The organism is Embleya sp. NPDC050154 (assembly GCF_044460165.1).
Lineage (GTDB): Bacteria > Actinomycetota > Actinomycetes > Streptomycetales > Streptomycetaceae > Embleya.
Map to the genome: position 1 here is coordinate 1 of NZ_JBITJP010000030.1, position 16,979 is coordinate 16,979.

At 73.4% G+C, this 16,979-nt stretch carries 2 protein-coding genes; both read left to right on the top strand.

The window, feature by feature from the left end; all coding sequences use genetic code 11:
• Positions 1-7,361: SDR family NAD(P)-dependent oxidoreductase (locus ACIBSV_RS41990; protein ID WP_395872760.1), on the top strand; the 7,361-nt coding region annotated here is incomplete at its 5' end.
• A gap of 70 nt (positions 7,362-7,431) precedes the next feature.
• Positions 7,432-16,974, top strand: coding sequence for a type I polyketide synthase (locus ACIBSV_RS41995; RefSeq protein WP_395872761.1), 9,543 nt, complete (start codon positions 7,432-7,434; stop codon positions 16,972-16,974).
• The last annotated feature ends 5 nt before the right edge of the window (positions 16,975-16,979 follow it).

Below are 16,979 nucleotides of genomic sequence, written 5' to 3' on the forward strand. Positions count from 1 at the left end.
GGCTCCTGGACGACGGTCTGGTCGAGGCGTTGACCGAGGACCGGTTGCACAGTGTGCTGCGCGCCAAGGTCGACGGCGCGGTGAACCTGCACGAATTGACCCGCGATCTCGACCTCTCCGCCTTCGTCCTCTTCTCCTCCGCCGCGGGCATCCTGGGCGGTCCGGGGCAGGCGAACTACGCGGCGGCGAACACATATCTCGACGCCCTCGCCCACGTCCGCCGAGCCACCGGGCTCCCCACCGTCTCGATGGCCTGGGGCTTCTGGGCCAAGGCCAGCGCGATGACCGGGCACCTGGACAACGGCGACACGGCCCGCCTGGCCCGAACCGGGATCGTGCCGCTCACCGAGGAACAGGGTCTCGCGCTCTTCGATGCCGCACTCGCGCCGTCGACCGGCGCCCTGACCGTACCGATCCGCCTCGACGCCGCCGCGCTGCGCACCCAGGCCGCCGCCGGGCTGTTGCCGCCGCTGTTGAGCGGCCTGGTCCGCGCGGCCAGGCGCCGCATCGACGCTCCTGTCGGCGGGGACGACCAAGAGGCATCCGCTCTCGCCCGCCGGATCGCGGCTCTGCCGCCCGTCGAACAGGAGCGCGAGTTGGTCGAGTTGGTGCGCCGAGTCGTCGCCGCCGTGTTGGGTCACGAGTCGGGGGAGGCGGTGGGCGCGGGCCGGGCGTTCAAGGATCTGGGGTTCGATTCGATGTTGGCGGTGGATCTGCGGAACCGGTTGAGTGCGGTGACGGGTCTGCGGTTGCCGGCGACGTTGGTCTTCGACCATCCGACTCCGGCGGCGATCGCCGCCTTTGTGCGGGGGGAGTTGCTCGGTTCCGACGCTGTCGTCGTGAGCCCGTCGTCCGTTACGGCGGCGGTCGACGGTGATCCCGTGGTGATCGTGGGGATGGCATGCCGTTACCCGGGCGGGGTCGCCTCGCCGGAAGACCTGTGGGACCTCGTCGCATCGGGACGGGACGCGATCTCCGGGTTCCCCGACGACCGGGGCTGGGACCTGGAGAATCTGTACGACCCCGACCCCGCGGCATCGGGGAAGAGCTACGCCTCCGAGGGTGGATTCCTCTACGACGCAGGGCAGTTCGACGCCGGGTTCTTCGGGATCTCGCCGCGTGAGGCGTTGGCGATGGATCCGCAGCAGCGGTTGCTTCTGGAGACGTCGTGGGAGGCGTTCGAGCGGGCCGGGATCGACCCGGCCGGGTTGAGGGGCAGCCAGACCGGCGTCTTCGCCGGCGTCATGTACCACGACTACGCGGCCCGTCTCGCCGACGTTCCCGAGGAAGTGGAGGGCTACCTCGGCACCGGCTCGTCGGCGAGCGTGGTGTCGGGCCGGGTCGCGTACACCTTCGGGTTCGAGGGCCCGGCGGTGACCGTCGACACGGCGTGCTCGTCGTCGTTGGTGGCGCTGCACCTGGCCGGTCAGGCGCTGCGCAGCGGCGAGTGCTCGATGGCCCTCGTCGGCGGGGTCACCGTGATGACCAACCCGGGCCTGTTCGTCGAGTTCAGCCGTCAGCGCGGAATGTCGCCGGACGGGCGGTGCAAGGCGTTCTCGGCCGCCGCGGACGGCACGGGCTGGTCCGAGGGTGTCGGGGTACTGCTGGTGGAGCGGCAGTCGGACGCCGTACGCAACGGCCATCGCGTCCTTGCCGTCGTGCGCGGAACCGCGGTCAACCAGGACGGCGCCAGCAACGGTCTCACCGCGCCCAACGGCCCGTCCCAACAACGCGTCATCCAGCAGGCCCTGGCCAATGCGGGTCTCGGTCGGCAGGACGTGGACTCGGTGGAAGGCCACGGCACCGGTACGACACTGGGTGACCCGATCGAGGCGCAGGCGATCATCGCCACGTATGGCCAGGACCGTACCGACGAACGTCCGCTCTACCTCGGTTCGTTGAAGTCGAACATCGGTCACGCGCAAGCCGCCGCCGGCGTGGCGGGCGTGATCAAGATGGTGATGGCGATGCGTGCGGGCGTGTTGCCGCAGACGCTGCACGTCGATGAGCCTTCCCCGCACGTGGACTGGTCGGCGGGTGCGGTCGAGCTGCTCACCGAAGCCCGCGCGTGGCCCGATACGGGCCGTCCCCGCCGGGCCGGTGTGTCGTCCTTCGGTGCCAGTGGGACCAACGCGCACGTCGTTTTGGAGCAGGGACCCGAACCGGTGCCCGCTGCCGGGCGCGGAGGACCCACGGCCCCGGAGCGCGTCCTGCCCTGGCTGTTGTCCGCCCGGACGAAGGAGGCCCTCGCCGGTCAGGCGCTGCGCCTCGCCGCTCTGGTGCGTGGTGACGACGCGCTCGGAACGGCTGACATCGGGCACGCCCTGGCGACATCCCGCGCGGTGTTCGAGGAGCGTGCCGTCGTCGTCGGGCGCGGCCGTGACGAGCTGCTGGCCGGGCTCGACGCGCTCGCCGAGGACTGGCCCGCGTCCGGCCTGGTGGTGGGTTCGGCCCGCCCCGATTCCCGGGTGGCGTTCTTGTTCACCGGCCAGGGCAGCCAGCGGATGGGAATGGGCCGCGAGCTGTACGAGGCGTTCCCGGTCTTCGCCGAGGCGTTCGACACCGTGGTGTTCGAACTCGACCGGCAGCTGTCCGGGCATGCGGCCTACTCGGTGCGCGATGTCGTGTTCGGAGCCGACGGCACGGAGGGCTTGCTGAACGAGACGGTCTTCACCCAGGCGGGTCTGTTCGCCCTCGAAGTCGCCGTCTACCGGCTCGCCGAGTCGTTCGGGGTGCGACCCGACTACCTGCTGGGCCACTCGATCGGCGAACTCGCCGCCGCCCACGTCGCGGGCCTCTGGTCGCTGCCGGACGCGGCGGTCGTGGTGGCCGCCCGCGGCCGGCTGATGCACGCGCTGCCCGCCGGCGGCGCGATGGTCGCCGTCTCGGTCTCCGAACAGGAGGCGCTGGACGGCCTGGCCGCCGCGGAACGGGACGACGAGCGCGGGAGCGTGACCGTGGCTGCGGTCAACGGCCCGACCTCGGTAGTCCTGTCCGGCGACGAGGAGCCGGTGTCGCGGGCCGCCGCCCGATTCGCGTTGGCGGGGCACAAGACGCGGCGGCTCCAGGTCAGCCACGCGTTCCACTCGGCGCGGATGGAACCGATGCTGGCGGAGTTCCGGCAGGTCTTGGCCACCGTCACCTTCGGTGCGACCACCGTGCCGCTGGTCTCCAACCTGTCCGGCGCGATCGCCGAGCCCGACGAACTGCGCACCCCCGAGTATTGGGTGCGGCAGGTGCGCGAGGCGGTGCGATTCGCCGATGGCGTGGCGGCACTCGACGCCGAGGGCGTCACGGCCTTTCTCGAACTGGGCCCGGAAGGCGTGCTGACCGCGATGGTGCGCGACTGCCTGGACGCGGGCACCGACGTCACCGCCGTACCGGTACTGCGCCGCGAACGCCCCGAGGTGGAGACGACCGTCGGCGCGCTGGGCGTTGTGCACGTGGCGGGCGTGCCCGTGCGGTGGTCGGCTCTCTTCACGGCGACGGGAGCCGGCGTGGGAACCGGAACGGAAGCCGGAGCCGGAACCGGAGGGCAAACGGGAGTGCGAACGGCGACCGCGAGCGTGGAACTGCCGACGTACGCCTTCCAGCGCCGGCGCTACTGGCTCGACAGCGCCTCTGCCCCGCACACGGACGCCACCGACCTCGGACTCGCCTCCGGCCGGCACCCGCTGGTCGGCGCGGCGGTTCGGCTCGCCGGCACCGACCAGGTCGTGCTCACCGGGCGGCTCTCGCTGTGTACCCACCCCTGGCTCGCGGATCACGCGGTCGCCGGCACCGTCCTGCTGCCCGGCTCGGCACTCGCCGAACTGGCCGTGCACGCCGCCGACACCGTCGGCTGCGCCCGGGTCGCCGAACTGACCCTGGAGGCACCGCTCGTGCTGCCCGAACGGGCAGGCGTACAGGTGCAGGTCGCGATCGGCGGCGTGCAGGGCGACGGTAGCCGCAGTGTCGAGCTGTACTCCCGGCCGGAGGACGACGCCAACGCCGATCCCGGCGACGGGGCGGTCTGGACCCGGCACGCGACCGGCACGCTGGCCGCAGCGGCCGATCCGGGCGCCGACGCCCCGGACCTCGACTTCGACCTCGCCGCGTGGCCACCGGCCGGGGCCCGGCCCGTGGAACTGGACGGCTTCTACCCGCACCTGGCCGAGAGCGGATATGGCTACGGCCCGGCGTTCCGGGGCCTGCGCGCCGCGTGGCGCCTCGGCGACGAGGTGTACGCCGAAGTCGCGCTCCCCGACGAACTCGCTAATTCCGCAAGCCGATTCGGCCTGCACCCGGCGCTGCTCGACGCGGCCCTGCACGCCGCGAAACTCACCGGCGCGGGCGTCGAGGACGGTCTCGTCCGGTTGCCGTTCGCCTGGACCGACGTGGTCCTATTGGCCACCGGCGCCTCGGCGCTACGACTGCGGCTGTCCGTCGCCGGCCCCGAGCGGCTCGCCATCCAGGCCGCCGACGGAGCCGGCCGTCCGGTGCTCGCCGTCGGGCAGTTGGCGCTGCGTACCGTCTCTCCCGAGCAACTCGGCGCCGTGCGCGAGGACACGGGCGGGGCCCTCTACCGGATGAGCTGGGTGCCGGTCGACGTGACCGCGGTGCCCGCGGGTTCCATCGACCCCGGCGAGCCGACCATTCTCGACTGCGTGCCCTCCCCGGCCACGGACCGCGACGGGCTCGCGGACTCGGTGTCGGCGACAACCGCCGCTGTACTGGCGGGGGTTCAGCAGTTGCTCGCGGGTGAGGGCGGTCCGGAACCGCTGGTCGTGGTGACGCATGGCGCGGTGGCTGCGGCGGCCGGCGACACGGTGCCGGATCTCGCGCATGCCTCCGTGTGGGGGTTGGTGCGTTCGGCCCAGAGCGAGCACCCCGGCAGGTTGATGCTGGTGGACACGGACGACAGTCCCGAGTCCGCGATGCTGCTCCGAGCCGCCGTGCGCAGCGGCGAACCGCAGTCGGCGCTCCGCGACGGACAGGCGCTGGTACCCCGACTGGTCCGCTCCGGCCCGACCGGCCGCGATGGCGGCGCCCTGGTCCCGCCGCGCGGCGACTGGGCCTTGCGCACCAGGGGCACCGGCACCCTGGAGGGCCTGGCCCTTCTTCCCCCCGACGACACCGCACAACGGCCGCTCGGCGAGCACGAGATCCGGATCGCCATCCGGGCGGCCGGTCTCAACTTCCGGGACGTGTTGATCGCGTTGGGTGTGTATCCGGGTGCCGCGTCGATGGGCGGCGAAGGTGCCGGTGTGGTCACCGAGGTGGGCGCTGCGGTCTCCGAACTCGCGGTCGGTGACTCGGTGTTCGGGCTCTTCCCGGACGCGTTCGGGCCGCACGCCGTCGCCGACCACCGGATGGTGACGAAGTTGCCGGACGAGTGGTCGTTCGAGCGGGCGGCGTCGGTGCCGGTGGTGTTCCTGACGGCGTATTACGGCTTGGTGGAGTTGGGTGGTCTGCGGGCCGGTGAGTCGGTGTTGGTTCATGCCGGTGCGGGTGGGGTGGGGATGGCGGCGGTGCAGATCGCGCGTCATCTGGGTGCCGAGGTGTTCGCGACGGCGAGTGAGGGCAAGTGGGAGACGTTGCGGTCGCTCGGTGTGGACGACGCGCACATCGCCGATTCCCGCACGCTCGACTTCGAGGAGCACATCCGTACGGCCACCGGTGGGCGTGGTGTGGATGTGGTGTTGAACTCTCTCGCGGGTGAGTTCGTGGACGCCTCGCTGCGGCTCCTGGCCGATGGTGGCCGGTTGTTGGAGATGGGCAAGACCGACATCCGTGACCCGGACGCGGTGCACACCGCCCACCCGGGCACCACGTACCGCCCGTACGACCTGATGACGGTCGCCCCGGAGCACATCCGGGCGCTCTTCGCCCAGTTGATGCCGCTGTTCGGATCAGGCGTGCTGGCGCCGGTTCCGGTGCGGTCGTGGGATGTGCGGCGGGCGCCGGAGGCGTTCCGGTTCATGTCGCAGGCCCGGCACACCGGGAAGCTCGTGCTGCGGATGCCGGTGCCGCTCGATCCGGGTGGGACCGTCCTGATCACCGGCGGCACGGGCACCCTGGGGGGCCTGGTGGCCCGCCATCTGGTCACCCGACACGGCGTGCGCAACCTCGTACTGGCGAGCCGGCGCGGCCCCGACGCCCCCGAGGCGGACGCGCTGGTGGCGGAGTTGATCGACCTCGGCGCCGAAGTCGCGGTCGAGGCGTGCGACGCGGCCGATCGGGAAGCCCTCGCCGCGGTCCTGGCGCGGATCCCCGTCGGCGCGCCGCTCACGGCGGTTGTCCATGCCACCGGTGTCCTGGACGACGGCCTGATCGAGTCGATGACCCCGGAGCGTCTGGAGCGGGTCCTGCGATCCAAGGTCGACGGCGCGGTCAACCTGCACGAACTCACCGCCGAGCACGACCTCTCCGCCTTCGTTCTCTTCTCCTCGATCGCCGGCATGCTGGGTGGCCCCGGGCAGGCCAACTACGCAGCGGCGAACGCCTTCCTGGACGCGCTGGCCGTCCGCAGGCAGGCCGCCGACCTCCCCGGCACCTCCGTGGCGTGGGGGCTGTGGGCGGCCACGAGTGGCATGACCGGGCAACTCGGCCGGCAGGACCTCGCCAGGATGCACCGCTCCGGCATCGCCGCGATGACGGCCGAACAGGGCCTCGGGCTGCTCGACGCGGCCCTGAACGTCGCCGAGGCGAATCCGGCCGCGGTTCGATTCGACCTCGGTGCGCTGCGGAAGGCGGCCGAGTCCGGTGACCTGCCCGCGCCTCTGCACGGCCTGGTGCGCGCGCCGCTGCGTCGGGCCGCTGCGTCCGCCGGACCCGCGGAGTCGTCGACGCTCGCCCGGCAGTTGGGGGGCCGGTCCGAGGCGGAGCAGGAGCGCATCCTGGTCGACCTCGTCCGCGGCCACTGCGCCGCGGTGCTCGGGCACGCCTCGATGGAGGCGATCTCGTCCGAGCGCGGCTTCCTGGAGTCCGGCTTCGACTCGCTCACCGCAGTCGAACTGCGCAACCGGCTCGGCACCGCCACCGGGCTGGGACTGCCCGCCACGGTGATCTTCGACTGCCCGACCCCACAGGCACTGGCCCGGCACCTCAAGGACGGGCTGGGCCTGGTGCGGGAAGTGGACCCGGTGGCACCGCTGGTCGGCGAGATCGACCGGCTCGAAGCGGCGCTCGCCGCCTCGCTCCCGGGCCCGGGCGAGGACCGGGCCGCGGTGCTGCGCCGGCTCCAGACGCTGCTGTGGCGGTTCGAGGAAGTACCGGACGAGGCGGCACCCGCCGCCGGCGACGACCGGCCGGGCGGCTTGAACGCCGCGACCGACGACGAGATGTTCACCCTGCTCGACAAGGAGTTGGGGCTCGACTGACCCTGCGGCCGGCCGCACCCGTCGGCCGCCGACCGATCCGGACCCCTCCGCCCTCTGGAAAGCGTGGACGATGAACGACACCGACACGGAGCAGAAACTCCGCGACTACCTCAAGCGCGCGGCCGAGGAGCTCCAGCAGACCAGGCGGCGGCTGGCCGCCGTCGAGGCGCGCGGCCGGCAGCCGATCGCCATCGTGGCCATGTCCTGCCGTTTTCCCGGAGGAGTTCGCTCGCCCGAGGATCTGTGGCGGCTGGTGGCGGCCGAGGCCGACGTGATCTCCGACTTCCCGACCGACCGGGGGTGGGATGTCGAGGGGCTCTACGACCCGGACCCGAACGCGACCGGCAAGAGCTATGTGCGCCAGGCCGGTTTCGTCCACGACGCGGCCGACTTCGACGCGGAGTTTTTCGGTATCTCGCCGCGCGAGGCGCTCGCGATGGACCCGCAGCAGCGCCTGCTCCTGGAGACGTCGTGGGAGGCGTTCGAGCGGGCGGGGATCGATCCGGCCACGCTCAGGGGCAGCCGTACCGGTGTCTTCGTCGGGGCCGGCGCGACCCGCTACATCGAGAACCTGAGCGACCTGCCACCGGCCGTCGAAGGCTACTCGATGACCGGGAACGTCGCCGGCGTGCTGTCCGGCCGGCTCTCCTACACCTATGGGTTCGAGGGGCCTGCGATAACCGTGGACACGGCGTGCTCGTCCTCGCTGGTCGCGCTGCACCTGGCCGCGCAGGCCCTGCGACAGGAGGAGTGCTCCTTCGCGCTGGTCGGCGGGGTGACGGTGATGTCGGACCCGGCCCTGTTCGTCGAGTTCAGCCGGCAGCGCGGCCTCGCGGTCGACGGGCGCTGCAAGGCGTTCGCCGCCGCGGCCGACGGCACCGGCTGGTCCGAGGGCGTGAGCGTGGTGCTGGTCGAGCGGCTGGTCGACGCGCGGCGCAACGGCCACCAGGTGCTCGCCGTGCTGCGTGGCAGCGCGGTCAACCAGGACGGGACCAGCAGTGGGCTGACCGCCCCCAGTGGCCCTTCGCAGCAGCGGGTGATCCGTCAGGCGCTGGAGAACGCCCGGCTGACGGCGGATCAGGTGGACGCGGTGGAGGCGCACGGCACCGGCACCGCGCTCGGCGACCCGATCGAGGCGCAGGCGCTGTTGGCCACGTACGGCCGGGACCGCGACCCGGCGCTGCCGCTGTGGCTCGGTGCGCTCAAGTCCAACCTGGGCCATTCGGCCGCCGCTTCGGGTGTGGCGGGGCTGATCAAGATGGTGATGGCGATGCGGCACGGCATCCTGCCCAGGACGTTGCACGTCGATGCGCCGACGCCGCACGTGGACTGGACGGCGGGCGCGGTCGAGTTGCTGACCGAGGCCCGTTTGTGGCCGGAGACCGGCCGGCCGCGCCGTGCGGCCGTCTCCTCCTTCGGGATCAGCGGTACGAACGCGCATGTCGTGATCGAGCAGGCCGCGCCCGCCGAGGAGGCGCCCCGAGCCGAAGGCGGCGGCGGGTCCGCGGGTGGGGTCGAAGCGGCGGTGTCCGAAGCGGCGCCCGGCCTCCTACCCTGGCTCGTCTCCGCCCGCTCCGAACCCGGACTGCGCGCGCAGGCCCGCCGTCTGCTGGACCACATCCGGGCGCACCCCGACCTCACCCCGCTCGACCTCGCCTACTCGCTCGCCGCGACCCGCTCGGCGCTGGACGTCCGCGGCGCCGTCCTCGGCGCGGACCGCGCGGAACTCCTCGCCGGACTCGCCTCTTTGGCCGAGGGCGCTCCCGGTCCGGGAGTTCGGCAGGGCAGCGTGCGCGCCGACGGTCGGCTGGCGTTGTTGTTCAGTGGGCAGGGGAGTCAGCGGGTCGGGATGGGGCGTGAGCTGCACGATCGCTTCCCGGTGTTCGCGGAGGCGTTCGATGCCGCTGTTGTCGAGTTGGATCGTCGGTTGGTGGGGCATGTCGCGTATTCGGTGCGGGATGTGGTGTTCGGTGCGGAGGGTGCCGAGGGTTTGTTGGACGAGACGGTGTTCACGCAGGCGGCGTTGTTCGCCGTGGAGGTGGCGCTGTTTCGGTTGGTGGAATCGTTCGGTGTGCGGCCGGACTTCCTGTTGGGGCATTCGATCGGCGAACTCGTCGCCGCGCATGTGGCGGGGGTGTGGTCGTTGGAGGACGCGGCCGTGGTGGTGGCCGCGCGGGGCCGGTTGATGCAGGCGCTCCCGGCGGGTGGTGCGATGGTCGCGGTGCAGGCCGCCGAGGCCGAGGTTCGTACCGCCCTGGAAGGCTCCGACACGGTCGGTGTGGCCGCGATCAACGGACCGACGTCCGTGGTGATTTCGGGCGACGAGGAAGCCGTTCTGGCGGTCGCCGCGCAGTTCGCGGAGCAGGGCCGCAGGACCAGGCGGCTGCGGGTGGGGCACGCCTTCCACTCGGCGCGCATGGAGCCGATGCTCGCGGAGTTCCGCAGGGTTCTCGAAGGCGTTTCGTACGCGGCCCCGCGGATCCCGGTGGTCGCCAACCTCACCGGCCGAATCGCCGAGGCCGAGGAACTGACCGACCCCGGCTACTGGGTGCGCCAGGTTCGCGAACCGGTCCGCTTCGCCGACGGGATCGGCTCGCTCTCCGCCCAAGGCACCACCGCCTTCGCGGAGATCGGCCCCGACGCTGTGGCCGGCGCGATGGCACGGGAGAACACCGATCCGCAGGCGGGCCCGACCGTCGTGACGTTCCTGCGCCGGGACCACGCGGACACGGCGACATCGATCACCGCGCTGGCCACCCTCCACACGGCGGGAATCCGGGTCGACTGGTCCGGCATCCTGGCCGGGCGCGGCGGCCGCCGCGTGGAGTTGCCGACCTTCGCCTTCCAGCGGCGGCACTACTGGCTCGCGACCGAGCACCCCGCCGTACGCACCGCTGCCGCCCGAGAGACCGCCGGGATCGACCCCGAGGCCGGCCGGCGGTACACGGTGCGGTGGCGGCCGGTCGCCGAACCGCCGACTGCCAGGCTGTCCGGCGCCTGGATGCTGATCTCGTCGCGCGCGGGCGACACCACGTTCACCACGGCGTGTGGGCGCGCGCTCGAAGAGCGCGGCGCGCACGTCGAGCACGTCACCGTCGAGCCCGGCGCGCTGAACCGCGAGGCGCTGGCCGTACTGCTCCGGAATCACGCCGACGTTACCGGTGTCGTCTCGCTCCTCGGCCGCGAAACGGCCCCCGACCCCGACACCCCCGGGCTGAGCACCGGCCTGGCCGGCACCCTCGCCCTCGTCCAGGCGCTGTGTGACCTGGGTTCGGCGGCCAGGGTGTGGAGCCTGACCCAGGGTGCGGTGACCACCGGCCCCTCGGATCCGCTGCGGTATGTCGAACAGGCCCAGATCTGGGGCCTGGGCCGTACCGTCGCGCTGGAGCACCCCGCCCTGTGGGGCGGTCTGATCGACCTGCCCGACGCGCCCGACGCGCCGGCCTGGTCCCGGACGGCGGCGATGATCGCCGACGGCGCCGAGGACCAGGTCGCCGTACGCGCCGCCGGGGTGCGGGTACGGCGGCTGTCCGCCGCGCGGCCGGCGGGCCGTTGCGCCGACTGGCAGCCCGCCGGTCGGATCCTGATCACCGGAGGGACCACCGGCCTCGGCGCCCGGGTGGCCCGGTGGGCCGCGGAACGTGGCGCGGACGAACTGGTGTTGGTCGGCAGGCGGGGCGCGGACACCCCCGGCGTGGACCGGCTGACGGCCGACCTCGCCGATCTCGGCGCGCGGGCCATCGTGGTGTCCTGCGACCTCGCCGACCGGGCCGCACTGGCCCGGCTCGTCGCCGAGGCGGAAGCCGACGGCGATCCGATCCGGGCCGTCGTGCACACCGCGGGGCTCGCTCAGGACTGCGCCGTCCTCGACACCGACCCGCAGAGCTGCGCGGACATCCTCGCGGGCAAGGCGGTAGGTGCCGCGAATCTCGACGCGGTGCTGGGCGAACGGCCGTTGGACGCCTTCGTGCTGTTCTCCTCGGTCGCCGGCGTCTGGGGCGGCGGCGTCCAGGGCGCCTACGCCGCGGCGAACGCCGCCCTGGACGCGCTGGCCGAGCAGCGCCGCGGCCGCGGCCTGGCCGCGACCTCGATCGCGTGGGGTCCTTGGGCCGACGACGGCATGGTCGGCGCGGAGCGCGACGTGCAACGGCTGGCTCGGCGCGGCCTGCGCCCGCTCGACCCGGCCGACGGCCTGGCCGCGCTCGCCCGCGCGGCCGGCGGCCCGGAGGCGACGGTGGCCGTCGTGGACATGGACTGGCAACGGTTCGCCGCCGCCTTCACCGCGCTGCGACCCAGCCCGCTGCTGAGTGACCTCGCCCCGGCCACCGAAATTCCGGAGGGCGGCAGGCACGAGACCTCGACGGACTCCGAACTCGGCCGCCGTCTCGCCGCGGCCCCGCCCGCCGACCGGCCCGCTCTCGCGCTCGACGCGGTACGCGCCCAGGTCGCGCAGGTACTCGGGCACGCCTCGGCGCGGACGGTCGACGTCGACCGCGCGTTCCGCGACCTCGGCTTCGACTCGCTCACCGCGGTCGAACTGCGCGACCGGCTCAGCGTCCTGATCGGCTTCCCGCTGGCCGTCACCACCGTCTTCGACCACCCGACATCGGCCGCGCTGGCCGCGCACCTGTGCGACGAACTGGCCGGTGAACAACGGTTCATCGGCTCGTCGGTCCCGGCCGCCGCCCGGGCCGCGCCGCACGAGCCGATCGCGATCGTCGGAATGGCCTGCCGGTTTCCCGGCGGTGTCGCCTCCCCCGAGGACCTGTGGCGGCTGGTCGCCGACGGCGCCGACGCGATCGGCCCCTTCCCGGCCGACCGGGGCTGGGACCTCGACGGCCTCTACCACCCGGACCCGGACCGTCCCGGCACCTCGTACACCCGACACGGCGGATTCCTACCCGGTGCCGCCGAGTTCGACCCCGGCTTCTTCGGGATCTCGCCGCGCGAGGCGCTGGCGATGGACCCGCAACAGCGGCTGCTCCTGGAGACCTCCTGGGAGGCGTTCGAACGCGCCGGGCTCGACCCGACAGCGCTCAGGGGCACCTCCACCGGCGTCTTCGTCGGCGGCTCACCCTCCGGCTACGGGATGGGCGCGCGCGGAACGGACGGCGCGGAGGGCTACGCGCTCACCGGCAGCGCGGGCAGCGTGCTGTCCGGTCGACTGGCCTACACCTACGGCCTCGAGGGCCCGGCGGTGACCGTGGACACCGCGTGTTCGTCCTCGCTGGTGGCGCTGCATCTGGCCGTCCAGGCGCTGCGGCGCGGCGAATGCGAGGCGGCCCTCGCCGGGGGCGTCGCCGTGATGGCGGTCCCGACGGGCTTCGTCGAGTTCAGCCGCCAGCGTGGGCTGGCCGGGGACGGCCGTTGCAAGTCGTTCGCGGCGGCGGCCGACGGCACCGGCTGGTCCGAAGGCACCGGCGTATTGCTGCTCGAACGGCTCTCGGACGCCCGCCGGAACGGGCACCGGGTGTGGGCGCTGGTCCGCGGCAGCGCCGTCAACCAGGACGGCGCCAGCAACGGTCTGAGCGCGCCGAACGGACCGTCGCAGCAGCGGGTGATCCGACTCGCTTTGGCCGACTCCGAGCTGACACCCGATCAGGTGGACGCGGTGGAGGCGCACGGCACCGGCACCACATTGGGCGACCCCATCGAGGCGCACGCGCTGATCGCCACCTACGGGCGGGACCGGCCCGCCGACCGGCCGTTGCGGCTCGGCTCGGTGAAGTCCAACCTCGGGCACGCGGCGGCCGCGGCCGGCATGGCGGGACTGATGAAGACGGTCATGGCGCTGCGGCACGGCGTGCTCCCCAAGACGCTGCACGTGGACGCGCCGTCACCGCACATCGACTGGTCGGCCGGTGGGGTCGAGCTGCTGACGGAGCAGACGCCCTGGCCGGACACCGACCGGCCGCGCCGGGCCGGCGTCTCCTCGTTCGGAATAAGCGGCACCAACGCGCACGTGATCGTGGAACAGGCGCCCCCCGAACCGACGTTCCCGGACGCCCCCGAGCCCACGTACCCGGACGCCACCGCCCCGACGGACCCGGACACCCCCGGGGACGAGGCCCCGGCCACCGCCCCGCTGCCGTACCCGCTGTCCGCCCGCACCGCAAGCGACCTGCGCACCGTCGCCGACCGGCTCCGCAACCACCTCGGGCAGCACCCCGAACTCGACTTGGCCGACGTCTCCTTCTCGCTGGCCACCACCCGAACCCGGCTCGCCCACCGCGCGGTTGCCGTGGCCCGGGATCGGGACGGCCTGTTGCGCGCACTGGACGGCCTGGCCGCAGGCGAGGCACGCACGGGCGTCGCCGAAGGAACCGGCCCCGCCCGCGAACGCGCCGTATTCGTCTTCCCCGGCCAGGGCTCGCAGTGGGCCGGCATGGCCGCCGAACTCCTGGACGAGGAACGGCTGTTCGCCGAGCACATCGAGCGTTGCGCGGCGGCCCTGGCCCCATACGTCGACTGGTCGCTGACCGACGTGCTGCGCGACCCCGAGGGCGCCGGCCTGGCCCGGGTGGACGTGGTGCAGCCCGCCCTGTGGGCCGTGATGGTCTCCCTCGCCGAACTCTGGCGCGCGTACGGCGTCCGACCCGCCGCCGTCGTCGGCCACTCGCAGGGCGAGATCGCGGCGGCCTGCGTCGCCGGCGCGTTGACCCTCCAGGACGGCGCGAAGATTGTCGCGCTGCGCAGCCGGGCACTGCTCGACCTGTCCGACCGCGGCCTGATGGCGTCCGTCACCATGTCGGAAGCCGAGGCGACCGAGCGGATCGCGGCGCTCGGCGGCGGACTGTCCCTCGCCGCGGTCAACAGCCCCGGCCAGGTCGTTGTTTCCGGAGAGCCCGCGGCGGTACGGACCATGGCCGCCGAGGCTGGACGCGCGCGGATCCTCCCGGTGAGCTATGCCTCCCACTCCGCGCACGTCGACGAGATCCGCGACCGACTGCGCACCGACCTCGCGGAGATCACCCCCGTGACCGGCCGGGTGCCTTTCCACTCGACGGTGACCGGCGGCCCGCTGGACCCGGCAGAACTGGACGCCGAGTACTGGTACACCAACCTGCGCCGCACCGTCCGGTTCGAGCAGACCGTCCGCGGCCTGCTGGAGCAGGGCTACGACACGTTCATCGAAGTGGGCCCGCATCCCACCCTGGTCAACCCGATCGAGGAGAACGCGGCAGCCCTCGGCGCCGAGCACGCGGTGATCGGCAGTCTGCGCCGCCACAACGGCGGCCTCGAACGCTTCCTGCTCTCGGTGGGCGAGGCGGCCGTGCGGGGCGTTGCGCCGCGGTGGAGCACCGTTTTCGCCGGCCGGCGCCCCGGCGTCGTCGACCTGCCGACCTATCCCTTCCACCGGCGGCGCTACTGGCTCGACGCGGCCGACGGCACGGCCGCCGCGTACGGCGCCGCGACCGGCGACCCGACCGAGACCCGGTTCTGGGAACTGGTCGAAACCCAGGACCCGCAGGCCCTCGCCGACCTGCTCGACGCCCCCGACCGGCAGCCCTGGCAGGCGGTACTGCCCGCCCTGCACTCCTGGCGGCGCCGGGCCCGCGAGCAGCGGACGGCGGACGGTTGGCGCTACCGCGCCGGCTGGCAGCCCGCCCTCGACCTGCCCGGCGACCCCGCCGCCCCCACCGCCTGGCTGGCAGTCGTACCGGCGGTCCTGGCGGCGGACGAGGAAACCACGGCCCTGATCGCGGCCCTGGCCGACCGCGGCCCGACCGTCACTACCCTCATTGTCGACCCGGCCCGCGGCACCCGGGCCGAACTGGTCCGCAGCCTGGAGGAGGCCCGACCCCAGGGCCCCGGACCGATCGGGATCCTGTCCTTCCTCGGCCTCGACGGCACCGCGCACCCGCATACCGGGGCGGCCCCGGCCGGCCTCGTCGGCACCCTGCTCCTGGCCCAGGCCGCCGCGGACCTCACCGCCGACACCCGGCTGTGGTGCCTCACGCGCGGTGCCGTCGCCGTCGACGGCGAACCGGCGCCCCGGGACCCGCAACAGGCCCGGATCTGGGGCCTGGGGCGGGTGGCCGCACTCGAACTGCCGGACCGCTGGGGCGGCCTGATCGACCTACCGGAACACCTCGACGCGGCCGGCGCCGACCGGCTGCGCCAAGCACTGGTCAACGCCGCGCACGAGGACCAGCTCGCCCTCCGCGCGGCCGGGACCTCCGTCCGCCGGCTGGTCCGGGCTCCACTGCCCGCCGGCGACGCCGTCCGGGACTGGCGGCCGTCCGGCACCGTCCTGATCACCGGCGGCACCGGGCCGTTGGAGATCCGGCTCGCCCACCGGCTGGCCGAGCGCGGCGCCGAACACCTCGTCCTGGCCGGTCGGATCGATCCCGAAGCCGCCGCCCGCCTCGACGCGGAGGCGGGCAGCGCGAGCCCCCGATTCACCACCGCCGAATGCGACATGTCCGACCGCCAGGAGGTGACCGCCCTCCTGGCGCGGCTCACCGCGGCGGGCCACCGGATCACCGACCTGATGCACACCGCAGGAGACCCGGGCCTGGCCCCGCTGCTCGACACCGACCCGGCCGCGCTCGCCGACGTGCTGGCCGACAAGGCGTACAGCGCCCAACTCCTGGACGAGCTGCTCGACCCGGACGAACTGCGCACCGTCGTCTACTTCTCCTCGGTCGCCGCCTCCTGGGGCAGCGGCGAACACGGTGCCTACGCGGCCGCCAACGCGCACCTGGACGCCCTGGCCCAGCGGCACCGCGCACAGGGCCGACACGCCCTGTCCGTGGCCTGGCCGGTCTGGGACCTGTCAGCCGACGCGTACCCGGCCGGCGACCCCGAAGCGACCCGCGCCATCCGCCGGATCGACCTCGGCGGCCTGCGCCTGCTCGACCCCGAACTCGCCCTGACCGCACTCCAGCAGGCCCTCGACCACGACGATACCTGCGTGACCGTCGCCGACGTCGACTGGCCGGTCTTCACCGGCGCCTTCACCGGCCTGCGTCCCAGCCGACTGATCGACACCGTCCCCGAGGCCCGCACCGCCCTCGCCGCACTCGACGAGCAGACCCGCGCCGCCGCCGACCAGGCCGACGAACTCCGGCGCCAACTCGTCGAGTTGTCTCCGGCGGACCGCGCGCACCGCCTGCTGGAGCTGGTCCGCGCGCACACGGCCGCCGCGCTGGGGCACGACTGCGTCGAGGAGATCCGGGCCGAACGCGCCTTCAGCGAACTCGGCTTCGAATCCATCACCGCCGTCGACCTGCGCAACCGGCTGAACCGGCTCACCGGCCTGAACCTGCCGGCCACGCTCGTGTTCGACTACCCGACCCCGCTCGCCCTCGTCGACCTGCTGCTCGCCGAACTCCTGGAGGACGGCATGGCGGGCGCCGATTTCGTCCACGCCGAACTCGACCGCCTGGCCACCGGCCTGGCGTCGGCCACCGTCGGTGAGACGGATCGAGCCGGCATCACCAAGCGGCTCCAAACCCTGCTCGCCACCTGGAACGGCGGCACCGGCACGAACACCGGCGGCGCGACACCCGCCGGGCACAGCGTCGCAGAGGAACTCGAAGCGGCCTCGGACGACGAGATGTTGGCGTTCATCAACACCCGGCTGCGCCGCAGCACCTCGGCGGGATGAACGCC